At 61.0% G+C, this 17,141-nt stretch carries 17 protein-coding genes and 1 pseudogene; 4 read left to right on the top strand and 14 right to left on the bottom strand.

What is annotated here, in order from left to right:
* Positions 1 to 2 precede the first annotated feature (2 nt).
* The 3 genes from dapA to dapB form a co-directional block, all read right to left on the bottom strand.
* On the bottom strand, positions 3 to 911 hold the full coding sequence (dapA, locus tag HMPREF0308_RS04090) for a 4-hydroxy-tetrahydrodipicolinate synthase (protein WP_005528992.1): 909 nt from the start codon (positions 909 to 911) through the stop codon (positions 3 to 5).
* A gap of 87 nt (positions 912 to 998) precedes the next feature.
* On the bottom strand, positions 999 to 1,748 hold the full coding sequence (gene thyX, locus HMPREF0308_RS04085) for an FAD-dependent thymidylate synthase (RefSeq protein ID WP_005528990.1): 750 nt from the start codon (positions 1,746 to 1,748) through the stop codon (positions 999 to 1,001).
* A 33-nt stretch (positions 1,749 to 1,781) separates the two neighbouring features.
* A complete protein-coding gene (dapB, locus tag HMPREF0308_RS04080) occupies positions 1,782 to 2,528 on the bottom strand; it encodes a 4-hydroxy-tetrahydrodipicolinate reductase (protein ID WP_034656831.1) in 747 nt (248 codons plus the stop codon).
* A gap of 168 nt (positions 2,529 to 2,696) precedes the next feature.
* Between dapB and HMPREF0308_RS13195 the strand changes: the two are divergent.
* Both HMPREF0308_RS13195 and HMPREF0308_RS04070 read left to right on the top strand, forming a co-directional pair.
* Positions 2,697 to 3,082 (top strand): annotated as a pseudogene (locus HMPREF0308_RS13195) (VOC family protein).
* Positions 3,083 to 3,163: 81 nt separating this feature from the next.
* Complete coding sequence (locus HMPREF0308_RS04070; protein ID WP_005528984.1) at positions 3,164 to 3,877, top strand: AMIN-like domain-containing (lipo)protein; 714 nt, start codon at positions 3,164 to 3,166, stop codon at positions 3,875 to 3,877.
* A gap of 133 nt (positions 3,878 to 4,010) precedes the next feature.
* On the opposite strand, the gene HMPREF0308_RS04065 is transcribed toward HMPREF0308_RS04070, so the two are convergent.
* On the bottom strand, positions 4,011 to 6,251 hold the full coding sequence (locus HMPREF0308_RS04065; protein WP_005528983.1) for a polyribonucleotide nucleotidyltransferase: 2,241 nt from the start codon (positions 6,249 to 6,251) through the stop codon (positions 4,011 to 4,013).
* 149 nt (positions 6,252 to 6,400) lie between these two features.
* Here HMPREF0308_RS04065 and HMPREF0308_RS04060 point away from each other — a divergent pair, with 149 nt between their 5' ends.
* Entirely contained in the window at positions 6,401 to 6,913 is a 513-nt protein-coding gene (locus HMPREF0308_RS04060) for a CPBP family intramembrane glutamic endopeptidase (protein WP_005528982.1), read from the top strand.
* 13 nt (positions 6,914 to 6,926) lie between these two features.
* Here the strand turns inward: HMPREF0308_RS04060 and HMPREF0308_RS04055 are convergent, their stop codons facing one another.
* The 4 genes from HMPREF0308_RS04055 to HMPREF0308_RS04040 all read right to left on the bottom strand — a co-directional run bounded on the left by HMPREF0308_RS04055 (position 6,927) and on the right by HMPREF0308_RS04040 (position 9,744).
* A complete protein-coding gene (locus HMPREF0308_RS04055; RefSeq protein ID WP_005528981.1) occupies positions 6,927 to 7,241 on the bottom strand; it encodes a DUF4288 domain-containing protein in 315 nt (104 codons plus the stop codon).
* Positions 7,242 to 7,349: 108 nt separating this feature from the next.
* Positions 7,350 to 7,619, bottom strand: coding sequence for a 30S ribosomal protein S15 (gene rpsO / locus HMPREF0308_RS04050; protein WP_005528980.1), 270 nt, complete (start codon positions 7,617 to 7,619; stop codon positions 7,350 to 7,352).
* A gap of 166 nt (positions 7,620 to 7,785) precedes the next feature.
* The gene (locus HMPREF0308_RS04045; RefSeq protein WP_005528979.1) at positions 7,786 to 8,718 is read right to left on the bottom strand and encodes a nucleoside hydrolase; all 933 of its coding nucleotides are present in this window, start codon (positions 8,716 to 8,718) and stop codon (positions 7,786 to 7,788) included.
* Entirely contained in the window at positions 8,719 to 9,744 is a 1,026-nt protein-coding gene (locus tag HMPREF0308_RS04040) for a bifunctional riboflavin kinase/FAD synthetase (protein WP_005528978.1), read from the bottom strand.
* 37 nt (positions 9,745 to 9,781) lie between these two features.
* Between HMPREF0308_RS04040 and truB the strand changes: the two genes are divergently transcribed.
* A complete protein-coding gene (truB, locus tag HMPREF0308_RS04035; RefSeq protein WP_034656830.1) occupies positions 9,782 to 10,675 on the top strand; it encodes a tRNA pseudouridine(55) synthase TruB in 894 nt (297 codons plus the stop codon).
* A 30-nt stretch (positions 10,676 to 10,705) separates the two neighbouring features.
* Here the strand turns inward: truB and HMPREF0308_RS04030 are convergent, their stop codons facing one another.
* The 6 genes from HMPREF0308_RS04030 to infB all read right to left on the bottom strand — a co-directional run.
* Positions 10,706 to 11,374, bottom strand: coding sequence for a 4'-phosphopantetheinyl transferase family protein (locus tag HMPREF0308_RS04030; protein WP_005528976.1), 669 nt, complete (start codon positions 11,372 to 11,374; stop codon positions 10,706 to 10,708).
* On the bottom strand, positions 11,374 to 12,201 hold the full coding sequence (locus HMPREF0308_RS04025) for a metallophosphoesterase family protein (protein WP_005528975.1): 828 nt from the start codon (positions 12,199 to 12,201) through the stop codon (positions 11,374 to 11,376). Before HMPREF0308_RS04025 ends, HMPREF0308_RS04030 begins: the two co-directional genes overlap by 1 nt.
* A gap of 30 nt (positions 12,202 to 12,231) precedes the next feature.
* Positions 12,232 to 13,506 (bottom strand): MATE family efflux transporter, encoded by a 1,275-nt coding sequence (locus HMPREF0308_RS04020; RefSeq protein WP_005528974.1) that lies wholly within the window; start codon positions 13,504 to 13,506, stop codon positions 12,232 to 12,234.
* Between the two features lie 77 nt (positions 13,507 to 13,583).
* The gene (locus HMPREF0308_RS04015) at positions 13,584 to 14,576 is read right to left on the bottom strand and encodes a DHH family phosphoesterase (RefSeq protein WP_005528972.1); all 993 of its coding nucleotides are present in this window, start codon (positions 14,574 to 14,576) and stop codon (positions 13,584 to 13,586) included.
* Position 14,577: 1 nt separating this feature from the next.
* Entirely contained in the window at positions 14,578 to 15,021 is a 444-nt protein-coding gene (gene rbfA / locus HMPREF0308_RS04010; protein ID WP_034656829.1) for a 30S ribosome-binding factor RbfA, read from the bottom strand.
* A gap of 168 nt (positions 15,022 to 15,189) precedes the next feature.
* On the bottom strand, positions 15,190 to 17,141 hold a 1,952-nt coding region (infB, locus tag HMPREF0308_RS04005), incomplete at its 5' end, for a translation initiation factor IF-2 (protein ID WP_080548598.1).

The raw sequence follows: 17,141 nt of genomic DNA, 5'->3' as shown, positions 1-17,141 counted from the left end.
TCTTAAAGGACTCCAGCCTTTTCCATATCACGGCGAAGCTCCTCGATCTCCTGCGCGGAGGCCGCGACAACTGGGAGACGAGGGTCGCCGACTTCGATGCCCTGCAGACGCAGGGCAGCCTTTGCGAGTGTTGCTCCTCCCAGACGCGCTTGCGCCTGGATGAGCGGGGTCAAAGTTTGTGCATTGATCTCCCTTGCGCGTGCAAGGTCGCCTTCTTCGAAGGCAACAAGGAGATCCGCGAGAGCACGCGGAGCTGCGTGGCCGACGACCGAAATGACGCCGGAGGCGCCCAAGGTCAGCCAAGGCAGGTTCAGCGGATCATCGCCGGAGTACCAAGCCAAGCCGGTCTCCTGAATAAGCGGTGCGGCCGCGCCAAGGTCGCCTTTAGCGTCCTTGACAGCCTTGATGTTCGGCAATTCCGCAAGGCGGCGGATGGTCTCCGTCGCAATTGGAATGCCCGAGCGGCCAGGAATGTCATAGAGGCAGATCGGAAGATCGGTTGCCTCGGCAATTGCTGCGAAGTGGGCGTACACACCTTCTTGAGAAGGCTTGGAGTAGTAAGGAGCCACAACGAGCAGGCTGTCTGCACCCGCTTCTGCGGAAGCCTTGGCCAACTCGATGGACACTGCGGTGTTGTTGGTACCTGCACCTGCGCAGAGCTTTGCGCGGTCCCCTACTTCTTCCTTGACGGCCTTGAGCAGCTCTAGCTTCTCATCCAGCGTTGTCGTCGGCGATTCACCCGTGGTACCAGCCAGGATGAGGGAATCTACGCCGTTGTCAACGAGGTGAGCTGCTAGACGACGCCCCGCGGCTACATCGAGTTTGCCATCGCGGTCAAACGGGGTGACCATGGCTACTCCGACGCGGCCGAAGGTTTCTACGCCTGTCTTTGCTGTCATACCTGTGCTCATAGCCGTCAAGATTACCCGCTTCCCGCGAAAATTTGTTCATCGGGGTCGCGTGGCGGAACAAGCTATGGCCACCGCCACGGACTTGAACTAGGCGTATGGGCTCGATGCCATTTCGGTGCCGTCGGCAAGCTGGGTGATGTGGAAGTCATCGAATACCACCGGCGACTGCTCGCGCAACAGCTTGAGGCAGGCAATCGCTAGCTCGCGCATCTCGGTATCCGCCTGCTCTGTGGCACGCGCGCCGATGAAATGGCGCCAAGCGCGGTAGTTACCAGTCACGACAATGCGCGATTCCGTCAGGTTGGGCAGCACGGCGCGCGCTGCTTGCCGCGCCTGCTTCTTCCGCAGGAGGGCATTCGGCTCGTCTTCCAGCTTGCCCTCCAGCGCGCTGAGCAACTCGTTGTAGACAAAACGCGTCTCATCCACTGCTTGCATGGTCAGTCGCGTCAGCTGCTCGTCCTCTGCAATGAGCTTGGGCAGCACCACCTGTGTTTCTTCCGGGTGCACGTAGCGTTGCGAAAGCTGCGAGAAGGAAAAGTGGCGGTGGCGCACCAGCTCATGACTGGCAGAGCGCGACAGGCCGCGGATGTAGAGCGTAGCCGTGGCGTGTTCCAGCAGCGCATCGTGGCCCACCTCAAGGATGTGACGCAGGTACGCGGGGTTGCTGGCGGTGCGTGGATTCGGCTTATCGAAGGACTCGTAGCAAGCCCGGCCGGCAAATTCGACGAGAGCCTCGCCATCGGAGGCTGCCTGCTCCCTCTCCCACTCGATGCCCTGCGGCGGGTGGAACTGCGTTGCCGCGATGAGCTGGACGTCCAGTTCGCTAATGCGTGCCATATTTAATGCCTTATGTCTTCCCGAAAGTCCGACTTATAGGCCCAAGTACTTCTCAAGGCCCACGGTCAGCCCTGGGTGCTCTGCAATCTGGCGAACACCAACCAGCACGCCCGGGGTGAAGGAAGAACGATCATAGGAATCCTGGCGGATGGTCAAGGACTGCCCCTGGGCGCCGAAGATGACCTCCTCGTGGGCAACCATGCCGCGGGTACGCACGGCGTGGACTGGGACACCGTCGACGTCGGCGCCGCGTGCGCCTTCGAGAGCCTGCTCGGTAGCGTCCGGCATCTCCCCTAGGCCCGCTTCCTTGCGGGCGGCCGCAATGCCTTGCGCGGTGTGGATGGCGGTGCCAGAAGGCGCATCCAGCTTGGTTGGGTGGTGGTACTCCACAACCTCGGCGGTCTCGAAGTACTTCGCAGCCTGTGCTGCGAAAACCATGGTCAGCACGGCGGAGATAGCAAAGTTTGGTGCAATCAGGACGTTGCCGACGCCATCTTGTTTGGTCCACTCCTCGACCTGTGCCAGGCGGTCTGCGTCGAAACCGGTGGTGCCCACGACGCAGTGAATGCCGTTGCCAATGCAGAACTCGAGGTTTGCCATCACCGAAGACGGCTGGGTGAAGTCAACGATAACCTCGGCGTGGTTATCCACCAGCACCTGCAGGTCAGTATCGCGGTCAACCTCAGCGACCAGCTCGAGGTCATCTGCCGCATCAACGCCTTCTACAATCGCCTGGCCCACGCGGCCCTTCGCACCCAAGACGCCAACTTTGATAGCCATAAATGCTCCTTTGCCCTGTTCAATGTTCGATGTTCGATCTTCGATATTCAATCTAAATTTACATACGTATAAGCACGCTACATCTAGCGCAGGCCTTATTTCCTGCCCCAACGCCGACCAGTCTAACGCGCCAGTTGGCAACGCAGACTTTGTGCCATGCGTATCTAGATTGCTTCCGTGCTTGTCGACGACGTCGCTCGCGCCCACGATTTCTACGTCAACACCTTGGGATTCAAGGTTAAAGACGATGTCACCCACGGCGACTTCCGTTGGCTCACTGTCACCAACGCCTCCGGTCCAGCCGAAGACAGCGGCATCGAACTCCTGCTAGAGCCCAAGGGCCATCCAGCAGCAGCTCCTTTTACTGAGGAACTCAAAAAGACGGTATTCCGTTTACCCAGTTCCTGTCTGAGGACGTGCAGGCCGAGTACGAAAAGCTCAGCGCAAAGGGCGTTGACTTCACCATGGAACCAACCGACGTCGGCCCTTCTATCATCGCCATTTTCGATGACACCGTGGGCAACCTCATCCAAATGGTGCAACTCAAGCTTTAGCGTCGATGCATCTGGCGGGCAGTGCAGGAATGATTTAAAGATTGTGCACAAGCGTGAGCCCGTTTTCTTAGACTGGTCAGCATGATTCCTCTCAAGTTCTCTGCGCCTGCCTATTCGCTTTCTCATCGCCGCCGCCTGTACGTTGTGGCCGCCACCTTAACCACGGCCACGCTTACGCTTTCCGCCTGCACCGGCAGTGCCTCCAATGGCAACAGCCACAGCGCGCCGCTATCTACCGTGGCGCCTTCTGAGACTACGCCGCCGACGAGCAGTCAAACGTTAGAGGAGACCACAAACCCGCAGCCGACAAGCACCGAACAGAAATCAGATGGGCTTCCAGAGGGCTTCTTAGGCACTCCAGATACGGCAGACATCGACTTCGACGAAACCTCCGAAGGCGAACTAATCCCAACCACTATGCGTGCTGGTAGCCATCAAGGCTACGACCGCGTTGTCATAGAGTTCGCGGGCGCCGGCATTCCGCGGTGGTGGGCACACTACACCGAGTCCACAAGCGCACCAGGGTCGGGGTTCCCCGTGCCCTACTCCGGCAATATCGCTCTCGAAATAGGCCTCGAACACACACCGTGGCCCGTTAGCCAAAAGCTCCGAGACGCAATGCTCAAGCCCCATGCCCAAACGCCTGGCGCGGGTGTCGTGCGCAGCGTGGAATTTGTCAGCGCATTCGAGGCCCAGTCTCACTTCGTTATTGGGCTCGATAAGAAAGTGCCCTATTCCATCACGTACTTGGACGGTCCACCTCGCATTGTCATTGACTTCCTCGCCAACTCTTAAGGCTTGTCCCTAGCCACCGATGACGCTAGAGACAAGGAAAGGCGCCCTCGCTAGCAGCCGGCATAGTTGCGACCGCCAAGCGAGGGCGCCGTTGTGAGACAGCCGCATCACACGGCTTGTCGGGAGGATGCGACTAGTCTTCCTCGACTGGAACCAAGGAGATCTTGCCGCGGTTGTCGATGTCTGCGATTTCCACCTGGATCTTATCGCCGACGTTGACGACGTCCTCGACCTTCTCGATGCGCTCGTCGCCGCCGAGCTTCGAGATGTGGATGAGGCCATCGCGGCCTGGGGTCAGGGAGACAAACGCGCCGAAGGCTACGGTCTTAACGACGGTGCCTAGGAAGCGCTCGCCGACCTTTGGCAGCTGCGGGTTAGCAATAGAGTTAACCTTCTCGATTGCAGCGTCGGCAGCCTCACCGGTAGCGGCGGAGATGTAGACGGTGCCGTCTTCCTCGATAGAGACCTCAGCGCCGGTTTCCTCAGTAATCGAGTTAATGGTCTTACCCTTCGGGCCGATGAGCTCGCCGATCTTGTTGACCGGAATCTTCACAGAAGTGATCTTCGGAGCCAGACCAGACATCTCGTCTGGGCCTTCGATGACCTCAGCCATGGTGTCCAGGATGGTGGCGCGGGCGTCGCGAGCCTGCTCCAGGGCCTGTGCCAAGACCTTGGACGGGATGCCGTCCAGCTTGGTGTCCAGCTGCAGAGCGGTGATGTACTCGGAGGTACCTGCGACCTTGAAGTCCATGTCACCGAAAGCGTCCTCAGCACCGAGGATGTCAGTCAGAGCGACGAACTTCTCCTTGCCGTCTACCTCGCCGGAGACAAGACCCATTGCGATACCTGCAACCGGTGCCTTCAGTGGAACGCCAGCGTTGTACAGGGACAGCGTGGAAGCGCAAACGGAGCCCATGGAGGTAGAACCGTTGGAGCCAAGCGCCTCAGAGACCTGACGGATGGCGTACGGGAAGTCCTCACGGGAAGGAATAACCGGAAGCAGTGCGCGCTCAGCGAGTGCACCGTGGCCGATTTCGCGGCGCTTCGGGGAGCCAACGCGGCCGGTCTCACCCGTGGAATACGGCGGGAAGTTGTAGTGGTGCATGTAGCGCTTGCCCGTGACCGGGGTCAGGGAATCGATCTGCTGCTCCATCTTGAGCATGTCCAGGGTGGTAACGCCCAGGATCTGGGTCTCGCCGCGCTCGAACAGGGAGGAACCGTGGGCGCGTGGGATGAGGTCAACCTCAACGCCCAGGTCACGGATGTCGGTAACGCCACGGCCGTCGATACGGAAGCCCTCGGTGAGGATCTTCTTACGCACGATGGCCTTCATGACAGCGTTATACGCAGCGCGGATCTGCTTGGAGGCATCCTCGTCCTCGAACTTCTCATGGAGATCCGCCTCGACCTGCTCCATGTACTCGTTCGTTGCGTCGTCGCGGTCCTGCTTGCCCGGGATGGTCAGCAGCTTCTCCAGCTTCTTGGAGGCTGCCTTCTCAACTGCGGCGAAGACATCATCGGTGTACGGCGGGAAGAGCGGGAACTCCTGAGTTTCCTTAGCAGCGCGCTCAGCCAGACCTGCCTGAGCCTCGCACAGGGTCTTGATGAACGGCTTGGCTGCTTCGAGGCCCTCAGCAACAGTGGATTCCTGCGGTGCCGGTGCGCCTTCCTTGATGCGCTCAGCAACGTTGGTGCCTGCGCCAGCCTCGACCATCATGATGGCAACGTCTTCCTTGTTGCCCTTCTTTACGATGCGGCCGGCCACGACCATCTCGAACAGTGCGCGCTCGTGCTGCTCGTGGTTCGGGAATGCAACCCACTGGCCCTTCGGGTGCTTGTCATCAGCGATGAGTGCCATGCGCACGCCGCCGACAGCGCCGGAAACCGGCAGGCCAGACAGCTGCGTGGAAGCAGAAGCGCCATTGATGGCGATGACGTCGTAGTACTCCTCCGGCGCCATAGAAAGCACGGTAACAACGACCTGTACCTCATTGCGCAGACCCTTGACAAAGGTCGGGCGCAGTGGACGGTCAATCAGGCGGCAGGCCAGGATGGCCTCGGTGGAGGGTCGGCCCTCACGGCGGAAGAAGGAGCCCGGAATCTTTCCGGCTGCGTACATTCGCTCCTCGACGTCCACGGTCAGTGGGAAGAAGTCAAAACCTTCACGTGGCTGGTTGGAGGCAGTGGTGGTGGACAGGAGCATGGTGTCCTCGTCCAGGTAAGTGGTGACAGAGCCGCCCGCCTGACGAGCCAGCAGGCCAGTCTCGAAACGGATGGTGCGGGTGCCAAAATCGCCATTGTCAAGGGTGGCGATTGCTTCGGTGATACCGAATTCTTCATCAATGTTGAACTCAACAGCGTTTCTAGCGCTCAAAGTTTTCTACTCCTTGTAGCCCGGCGATCATCGGTGCCGCCGGTGAAAAATGGTGGGGTTTCTACAACGAGTAGCGATTTTAGCAGCTTTCCTGGGATTATGTCGAACATCACGCGCCCCGACTCGCGGTACAGACTTAGACTTAAGCCATGGCCATGTTGTTGCTGTGGTCGCTTCCCACACTCATCTACCTGCTCCTGCGCCACCAGCCGGCAGTCGCCGTCTGCGGACTGGGACGTCCATGGGCGCGCGGGTGGGCGTGGGCAGCGATGATGCTGCTCGTGTTGCTGGTGCTGAGCTACCTCGCGTTGTTGCCTGTGTCGGCGGAGGTTGTCGCGCAGGTCACGACTGCAACAACGGCAATGGGATTCCTCGCGATGGCGCTGCGCGCGGTGGGCGAAGAAATCTTCTTCCGCGGTTTCCTACAAGGAATTATCACCCAGCGCTGGAATGCCGGCGCGGGAATTACAGTGCAGGGCCTCCTCTTCGGCCTCATCCACCTACCGCTGGCCATGCTGGATATCAGCCTCATCCCGCTCTTTGTTTTGCAGATTGCCACCGGCTTCGCCCTGGGTTGGCTGCGCGAGAAAAGCGCTTCTCTATGGCCCGGCGCCGCCGTGCACGCTACCATCAACGTCCTCACGGCAGTGCTCCTCGTGTAGCCCACGCGCGGGACTAGGCGAACGGGTCGCGCCCTCCCAGCATCATTTCGAAGCGCGCATAGTCCTCAAGCGACGCAAAGTGGCGCGCATAGAGGTCCACGTCTCCCTCGACCGTGCCGTCGAGTGCGGGCGCGACATCCACGATGTGGCGCATCACGATTGTGGGATGCTCTGCCGATTCTTGGCTACGCGCCAGCGCCTCGACCTTCGCGCGCGCCTCATCGTCGTCTATGGCACGGACGAGGACAAAATCTTCCCGGAAATACGACGGCTCACTGGGCTCTACCGATTCAAGTTCAAAGACGACAATGCCGATATAAGGTTCCATGGTGCCAAGCTACCGCCTCCAGGGCCGCGACACCTGCTTCGCGATCAAGATGGCCCTAAAACGCAACAAACCCCGTCCGAAGACGGGGTTTGAAAGCTACCGAAAGGCTTAGCGGCGCAGGCCCAGGCGGGAGATGAGGTCACGGTAACGATCGATGTCGTTAGCTGCGAGGTACTTCAGCAGGCCGCGGCGACGACCAACCATCAGCAGCAGACCACGACGGGAGTGGTGATCGTGCTTGTGGAACTTCAGGTGCTCGGTCAGGGTGTTGATACGGGAGGTCAGCAGAGCGATCTGTGCCTCTGGGGAGCCGGTGTCGGTCTCGTGCAGGCCGTACTCCTTGAGGATCTCTGCCTTCTTCTCGGTGCTCAAAGCCATGTTGGATTTCTCCTATTGTATTTCAGTCCGCATGAAATTCTTAGCGCCTTTAACTGCTGCGGACCGCAGTCACAAAGCCAAGCGATAACTTTAACAGCTTTTCTGCCCCAAACCCAAACTGCGGCTTCTTGGCACAATTCGCAGAAGACATGTCACTTGCTGCACGTCAATGCTGTTGCAGGAGCGAATTGAGCTTGTCCATCAGCTCAGCCGCAAAGCGCGGGGCATCCACCTCTACTGCCACGTGGGCAGCCTTGTGTGGTTCTTTCATCCTGGCAACATCGCCGATGGTGCGGCCCGGGGTCGTGCCAGTGGTTTCGCAGGCCAGGTTGGTATCGAAGCAGGTGACCAGGCGAGGGTCTGCCGCCACGGCCACCGCGAGCGGATCGTGCAGGCCACAACCGCCAAGGTCCGGTTCGATGGCGGCATAGGCACGGATGTAATAGTCCAGCATGTCCGCATAAACGCGTCCGGCCTGCGTACCGAGCCCACGCCACTGCCTGGTCTCCGCAGTGGTCAGAAGCGTTTGCAGCGTGACATCCAAGCCCACCATCGTGACATCGCGTGCAGTGCGGAAGAGGAAGTCCGTGGCGGCGGGGTCCTGTGCCACATTGGCCTCAGACCAGGTGGTGACGTTGCCCGGCACGGTCAGCGCCCCGCCCATCATGACGATGCGAGTATCCGCCAGAGCCGGCTCAGCTTTCAGCGCCGCCGCGATCGTGGTGGACGGCCCAGTCGGGATAATCACCAGTTCCTGGCCGTGCTCCCGCGCGGCGCGGCACAGAAACTCCACCGCGGATTCTTCCTGTACCTGCCCGCGCGGCGGCGGAAGCAGGACGTCGCCAATGCCATTGCGTCCATGGATGAAGGCAGAAATGGGCTTAACCTGGAACCCCGCCGGCTGCGTACCGGCAAAGACCGGGACGTCGCCCGCACCGAGCAGCTCCAGCAGAACCAAGGTATTGCGCACGCCCAGTTCCACCGGCACGTTGCCATAGGTCACCGTTACGCCGATGAGCTCAAGGTCTGGGTGCGCCAGCGCATAGGCCAGCGCCAGGGCATCGTCGATCCCGGTATCGAGATCCAAAATGACCTTCATTTAGCCCTCCTGCAGGAAGTACTGGTCCTTCTCCCAACCACATGCCTTAGCATCCTCGGCGAGGACCTCACGCGCCTTGGCCACATCTGCCGCCATCGCATCCAGCAGCTCCTCCACGGAATTGAACTTCACCATGTCGCGCAGATGATCCACGAACTTCACGGTGGCCACGTGCCCATATAGATCAGCATCGCGATCCAGCACGAAGGACTCGATGGAACGCTCCTCGTCGCCGAAGGTCGGGTTCGTGCCCACAGAGATCGCCGCCGCATAAGCCATGCCGTGGTCCATGTTGCCCTCAACGGGTGCCTCAGCCGGCTCCAGAATGAACCAGCCCGCATAGACGCCATCGGCCGGAATCGCCACGCTGTCCGGGAAGTACTGATTGGCGGTCGGGAATCCCAGCTCCTTGCCGCCGCGTCCGGCACCGCGCACCACCGGGCCCGTCACCGAGAAGTGGCGGCCAAGCGCCCAATTAGCCTTGGCAATCTCACCTGCTGCCAAGTTGGCGCGGATATTTGTGGAGCAGATTCGCACCCCGGCGTCGTCAAGCAACGGCACCACGTCGACGCTAAAGCCATGGGTTTTACCGAACTCCACCATCGCGTCCGCCGTGCCGCTCGCGCCCGCACCGAACGTGAAATTCTCCCCCACGACCACGTGACGCGCATGCAACTTTCCCACAATCAGGTCTTCGACGTAGTGCTGCGGAGTCGTGCCCACGAGCTCCTTGGTGAAGTCGATGACGAGCACCGCATCGATGCCCATCTCTTCCGCCAACTGCAAGCGCCGCTCAAACGTCACCACGGACAGCGGCGCGCGCTCCGGGAGGAAGACCGCGACGGGGTGCGGATCAAAAGTCACCATCACCGTGCGCAATTCCTCCGCGCGCGCATAGCTCACCGCATTATTAATGAGCTGCTGATGGCCGCGGTGTACGCCGTCAAAGACGCCGATGGTCACCGCAGTCGGGCCAAAGTCACCGGGGATGCTGTCGATTCCGTACCAAATATCCACGGCCACCATGCTAATGCACGGCGAGGCGTGGAATAGACTGCAGGGCATGACTGATGCGCTCGCAAATTCTGGCCTAGTGGTAGTGGACAAGCCGCAAGGCATGACCTCACACGATGTGGTGGGCCGCCTCCGCCGCATATTTCACACCCGCAAAGTGGGCCACGCAGGCACCCTCGACCCGATGGCCACCGGCGTTTTGGTGGTCGGTTTGGAACGCGGCACCAAGTTCCTCGCGCACATGGTCGCGTCAACCAAGTCCTACGCCGCCACCATTCGCCTTGGCATGGCAACGCATACTGACGACGCCGAGGGCGAGCGCACCTGGGGCGAGCCTGCAAGCGAACTCGATATGGAGCAGGTTAATAAAGAGGTCGCAGCTCTCACCGGTGACATCATGCAGCGCCCCGCCGCGGTTTCCGCAATCAAGATCGACGGCAAGCGCGCCCACGAGCGCGTGCGTGAGGGCGAAGAGGTAGAAATCCCCGCCCGCCCGGTTACGGTCAGCCGCTTCGACATCCTCGCCCACCGCATCGAAGGTAAGTACCTGGACCTCGACGTCACCGTTGATTGCTCGTCTGGCACCTATATCCGCTCCCTCGCTCGCGACTTAGGTGAGGCGCTCGGCGTGGGCGGCCACCTCACCGCTCTGTGCCGCACAGAGGTAGGGCCATTTACGCTTGGCGACGCCCGGACCCTCGACGAGCTCGCTGACGCTCCGGCGCTTTCGCTCTCCCTCGACGAGGCGCTCGCCCGCTCCTACCCTGTCCTTCAGGTCACCGAAGACGAGGCAAAGGCGCTCGCCATGGGCAAATGGCTCGAGCCGCGCGGGCTTAAGGGCACCTATGCGGCGGTAGATCCTGATGGTCACTCGATTGCGCTCATCAAGGAAAAGGGCAAGCGCCTGGCCACGGTCTTCGTGGCGCGGCCGTCGACGCTTTAGGCCCGTGGGTGGGCTATTAAGAGCCCGCCACTAAAAGCCCACCGCGGGCACCACCGTGGAAACGATGACGAAGCCATCGCGGATCATCCAACGGCCGCTAATCAGCGGCACGGGGGTCGGCCGGGCCAAGATATAGGAGATCAAGGTGCCGTCGAGGCGCAGGTCGATCTCTGCTTGGTCGAAGTCCAGCCAGCGATGAGTCATGGGAAACCACGCTTTGTACGTGGCTTCCTTGGCGCAGAACAATAAGCGATCGGGGCAGCTAATCCCGGCGTCGGCAAGCCGCGTTAACTGCGTCATCTCCCCTGCGCGCGCAATCATGGTCAGCACGTGATCGGGCAATGGCTCGGCAGGTTCGGCATCCAGGCCCATGGAGCGCACGTGTTTACTCGGAGCCGCTACTGCCGCGCGCAGGCCCTCTGTATGCGTCATGGAACCGGTATAGCCGTGCGGCCACAGCGGCATGCCCCGCTCGCCGCGCATGATGGGCTCCTGACTTTCACAGCCCAGCTCCTGCAAAGCGCGATGCGCGCACCAGCGGACGTCTCCGAATTCCGCCTTGCGCACGTCAACTGCCTGGGAGACCAAGGATTGCTCCTGCGGGTCCAGCTGCGTGTAATTCATCAGATCCGTAATCGCAGCGTCGGTGCGCACGTAGCAGTAGCGGGCAGTATCTGGGAACAGGTTTGGTTCCAGCATTAGCGCACCTCCTCAAGCGCCGAGGACGCAGACTCATCACTGTGTAGGACCGGATAGGGCCACTGCTGGAGATGGCCGTGCGCCTCCCACTCGCGGGGATAGCCCAGTGAGACCTCGATGTGGTCTACCCCATCGACGTTGATGCAGCCGGGCAGATGCAGGTGACCGTAGATGACCGCCTGCGCGTTATAGCGCCGCGCCCACGAGCGGGTATGGCGAGTGCCGCACCACAGGGCGATTTCCGGCCACGCCATGCGCAGCGTGGGTTCTTGAACCAGCGGCCAGTGATTGACCAACACCGTAGGCCCACTTACCCGGGAAAGGCGCTTGATGGAATAGGCAAGGCGATCCCAGCACCAGGCGCGAATGTCGACGAAAGGAGCGATGGCGAAGTCATCGGTCATGACAATCTGGTGTTCACGGGCACGCTCTAAGGCGCCCTCGACGGTAGTGCCGGGTGGGCGAAAGCTGTAATCATAAAGGGTAAACAGCGGCACGATGGTCACCCCGCCGAAGACGGGATATGGGTCTTCCGGAGTCACCACGCCGATTTCGCGGCAGCCCTCCACCAGCTCGTCATACTTGGCGCGGCCCTGGCACCTATCTTGGGAACGCGAGAAGAGCTCGTGGTTTCCCGGCACCCAGATCACCTTGGCATAGCGCCGCGAAAGCTTGGTGAGGATGCGCAGTACGAGTTCGGTGCGCTCGGCCACGTCACCGGCCACGATGAGCCAATCGGCAGGATCTTCCGGGTAAAGCTCATCGATGCGGCTGGAATTAGCGCGCACTGCCGCGTGGAGATCTGACACCGCCCATAAGGTGGCCATGGCATGCTCCTTTCTTCATTTTCCTTCAGATTAGACCACAGCCCAGCGCATCGAGCGGAAGCGATAGACCACGCCGAGGAAACGGATGAAAACAAACAGCGCAAGGCCGCACCACACACCGGGCAGGCCCGCTCCCAAGGCGTAGGCCGCCCACACACCGGGCAGGAATCCGCAAAGCACCGAAACGATGGTCAGTGTGCGCAGGAAGGCGGCATCGCTGGCGCCGAGCAGGACGCCGTCGAGTGCAAAGACCACGCCTCCCAGAACCACCATGGCAATCATGATGAACCACGGCACACGGATAACCTCGAGCACCACTGCATCGGTGGTGAAAAGCGCAGGGATGATGCCGATGCCCAGGGCTAGGACTGCGCCGAGCCCGAGCGCAAAGGCTGTGGAGTAGAAAGTGACCTTGGTTCCGACGCTGCGTGCATGCTTGGCCGAGCCCGCTCCGAGCGCCGCGCCGGTCAGGGCCTGGGCGGCGATGGCCAGAGAATCCAGCACGAGCGACAGGAAGTTCCACAGCTGAATCATGATCTGGTGCGCGGCAAGCTGGGCCGTACCGAAGCGGGAAGCCACGGCGGCGGCCGAAAGAAAGGCCACCTGGAAGCTGGCAGAGCGCACGATGAGATCGCGGCCCAACACGAGCTGGCGCTTGACGACGCCCCACTGCAGCCGCCAAGAGCCCACGTGCTCACGGTGAAGTTCCCACAGGAAGAGCGAGGCCATGATAGCCATGCCCAGCACCGTGGCCCAGGCGGAGCCGGCAAGGCCCCACTGGTGGACAAAGAGCGGCACCGCGATGGCGCCGGGGATGAGGCCGGCCAGGGTAAAGATCAGCGGCTTTACTGTGTTTTGAACGCCGCGCATCCAACCGTTGCCTGCCATCTCGATGAGATTGAGCGGGATAGCGAAGGCGGCGATGCGCAGCCACAGCGCGGTGTCCTGGGCGGTCTCAGGGTTGCCGGTCAGCCACTGGGCAAAGTGGCCGGCACCGATCCACATGATGACGGCCAGGGACATGCCCACGCCAAGGGCTACGTAGGTTGCCTGCACGCCCTCGGCTACGGCTTCGTTCTTCTTGCCCGCGCCGAAAAGCCGCGAGGCGCGCGCCGTGGTGCCATAGGAAAGGAAGGTCAGCTGGGTTGTCACCATCGTATGGATGGTGGCAGCAGCGCCGAGTGCCGCGAGTTGGTGCGCGCCGAGGCGGCCCACCACTGCGGTATCGAGCAGTAGGTACAACGGCATGGCAGCCAACACGCCCAGCGCCGGAAATGCGAGGCGAAATACCTCACCAGCGCTCACGCGGGTGACTGCCTTACCTAGCTTCGAAGTATCTTCTGCTTCTGCCGAAGCATTGTCCTGTTCGCGCCGCGTGATGGTTACTCCCCTACAGCATTTTCTTCGTCGTAAGCGGCAAGTGCGTCGACGAGATGAGCAATGATTTCTTCTGGCTTGCCCAGGGCCGTATAACCGGCCGCCGGGATGTGCCCGCCGCCGTCAAACATGAGCGCCACCTGCGCGCAGTTAACGGTGGAAGAACGCAGCGACACCGCCCAGACTCCCGCGCGTTGCTCTTTGAACACCACGCCCATGTCGGTGCCTTTGAGCGCGCGCACGAAGTCCACCATGGATTCCACGGCGGAATCGGAGTGTGACTGTACTTCTTCAACGGGAACAATAAGCGTGCCGAGGCGGTGCTCGCCGGCTTCGATGATGCGCAGACCAGACAGCACGCGGCCGACCATCTGCACGTCGTCTGCAGTATTGGAGTCCATCAGATCCACTGCGATCTGCTTGGTATCGAGCCCGTAGAACATCAGGCGGGCAGCGATGTCGTGCATGGCTGGCCGGCCCCAGCGGAAGCTGCCGGTGTCGGTGACCAGACCGGCATAGAGGCAATGCGCAATCCCGCGATCGATCTGCACGGAGAGCATATCGAGGACGTCGAGAAGCACCACAGTGGTGGACTCGCACTCCGGATCAATCAGGTTGATGGAACCGAAACCGCGGTTCGATGCGTGGTGGTCGATGCACAGAACGCGGCCGGTGCCCGCCATCTTCTCCAACTCCCGCATGAGAGCTCCGGTGCGGTCGATGGAACCGCAGTCCACCGTGACATAAAGGTCATAGCCTTTGGGCAGGGTGTTAACGAGCTCAATCTCGTCGGCGGCAGGGATGGTGAAGAGATTGTTCGAAATCGGGTGTTCCTGGCCGATAACGGTGCGGGTCTGCTTGCCTCGCTGGCGCAACGCCAGGTTCAACGCGGCGGCAGAGCCGATAGCATCGGCATCGGGGCGCAGGTGCGTAATGATGCAGATGCTGCTCGCTTCTATCAAGGCGTCGGCGGCGCTTTGATAATCAGTGCGGCGCACCCTAGGCCTCTTCCCGAGCGGAATCCTTGTATGGGTTCGCGTCTCCAGCGGGCTTCGCGTTGGCCTTCAGCTTGGCAAGCTCCGCATCGCGGGCGCGGGCGCGCGCCAGCAAATCCTCCATGTGGGCGGAAGCCTCCGGAACGGTATCGACCTCGAAGGCGAGCGTCGGGGTAAAGCGCACGGAGAGCTGATCGCCCACAATCTTGCGCAGTTGGCCCTTCGCGCGATTGAGTGCCTCTGCTGCCTTGTCAAAGTCCGGCTCGGAGTCGATGTCCTTGCCGCGCACGGTGTAGTAAACGGTGGCATCGTGAAGATCACCCGTGACGCGAGTATCGGTGATGGTCACCATCTCGAGGCGACGGTCCTTGATCTCGCGTTCGATGGCACTCGCCACGATTTCCTGAATACGCTTAGCCATTCGTGCAGCACGCGCGTGGTCAACCATGGTGCAACTCCTTCTCCGTCGAACTAGCGATCTCTACCAAGATCTATAAAACCGTGTTCATCTTACATTACTCCGCATTCATGTCCTGCAGCAGAAGCTGCAAATAGAATCGCCAGGGCTTCCCCCATCGGGGAAACACCTGGCGATTATATTTACTCCGCTTGCGGACTAGGTACGCGGAACCTCGACCTCTTCGTAGGCCTGGATCTGGTCACCCACCTGGATGTCCGGGTAGGACAGGACCATACCGCACTCGTAGCCGGCGTTGATCTCGTTTGCGTCGTCCTTTTCGTGGCGCAGGGACTCGATCTTGGCGTCGGAAGTGATGACGTTGCCATCGCGAACGATGCGGACCTTGCCGTTGCGCTTGACCTTGCCCTCGGTGACCATGCAGCCCGCGATGGTGCCGACGGCGGAGGACTTGAACAGCGCACGGATCTCCGCAGCACCGGTGTCGCGCTCCTCGTAGATTGGCTTAAGCATGCCCTTGAGAGCAGCCTCGACCTCTTCGATGGCGCGGTAGATAACCGTGTAGTAGCGGATATCCACACCCTCGGCGTTAGCTTCCTCAGTTGCCTTACCCTCAGCGCGAACGTTGAAGGCGATGATGATGGCGTCGGAAGCCGCTGCCAGGGAGACGTTGGTCTGGGTTACAGCACCGACGCCACGGTCGATGATGTTGAGCTGTACCTCGTCGTCGATCTCGATGTCCAACAACGCATCTTCCAGGGCTTCCACCGAACCGGCGTTGTCGCCCTTGAGGATGAGGTTGAGGGTCGAGGTCTCCTTGAGAACTGCATCCAGATCCTCGAGAGAGACGCGCTTGCGAGCCTTTGCCTGCAAAGCGGAACGCTTGCGAGCATCACGCTGTGCAGCAATCTGGCGGGCCACGCGGTCGTCTTCGACCACGAGGAGGTTGTCGCCAGCGCCTGGCACACCGTTGAGGCCCTGGACCTGAACCGGACGGGACGGACCTGCCTCTTCGACGTCGTTGCCGAACTCGTCGAGCATGCGGCGGACACGGCCGTGAGCGTCACCGACGACAATGGAGTCACCAACGCGGAGGGTACCGCGCTGAACGATGACAGTGGCAACTGGACCACGGCCACGATCGAGGTGAGCCTCGATGGCTACGCCCTGTGCGTCCATCTCTGGGTTAGCAGTCAGCTCGAGAGCTGCATCGGCAGTCAGGATAACTGCCTCCAACAGACCATCGATGTTGATGTTCTGCTTTGCAGAGATGTCGACGAACATGGTATCGCCGCCGTACTCCTCCGGAACCAGTCCATACTCGGTGAGCTGGCCACGGATCTTGTCCGGGGATGCCTCCGGCTTATCGATCTTGTTAACAGCAACCACGACTGGGATGTCCGCAGCCTTGGCGTGGTTAATAGCCTCAACGGTCTGCGGCATGACGCCGTCGTCCGCTGCGACAACCAAGATTGCCAAGTCGGTGGACTTTGCACCACGCGCACGCATAGCGGTAAACGCCTCGTGACCCGGGGTATCCAGGAAAGTGATGGTGCGCTCGCCATCTTCCAGTTCAACGGTGGTCTGGTATGCACCGATGCCCTGGGTGATGCCGCCGGCCTCGCCCTCGCGCTCGTTGGTCTTACGGATGGAGTCCAAAAGGCGGGTCTTACCGTGGTCAACGTGACCCATGACGGTAACGACTGGAGGACGCTTCTCGAGCGCCTCTTCGCCGCCCTCGTCCTCACCGAACTGCAGGTCGAAGGACTCGAGCAGCTCACGGTCCTCGTCTTCTGGGGAGACGACCTGAACGTCGTAGTTGATCTCGGCGCCGAGCAGCTGCAGGGTTTCCTCGGAAACGGAGGCGGTAGCGGTGACCATCTCACCGAGGTTAAACAGAGCCTGTACCAATGCTGCTGGATCTGCACCAATCTTCTCAGCGAAGTCAGCCAAAGATGCACCTCGGCGCAGACGTACAGTCTGGCCCTTGCCGTCAGGCAAACGTACGCCGCCTACCTCATGCTTCTGCTGCTCTTCGAACTCATGACGCTTCTGACGCTTGGACTTCTTGCCCCTGCGTGGTGCGCCACCTGGACGGCCGAATGCGCCAGCGGTGCCGCCGCGACGACCGCCGCGACCGCCACCACGGA

Source organism: Corynebacterium striatum ATCC 6940 (assembly GCF_000159135.1).
Lineage (GTDB): Bacteria > Actinomycetota > Actinomycetes > Mycobacteriales > Mycobacteriaceae > Corynebacterium > Corynebacterium striatum.
Note: the sequence above shows the minus strand (reverse complement) of the source record. Positions and strands in the feature narration are given on the sequence as shown.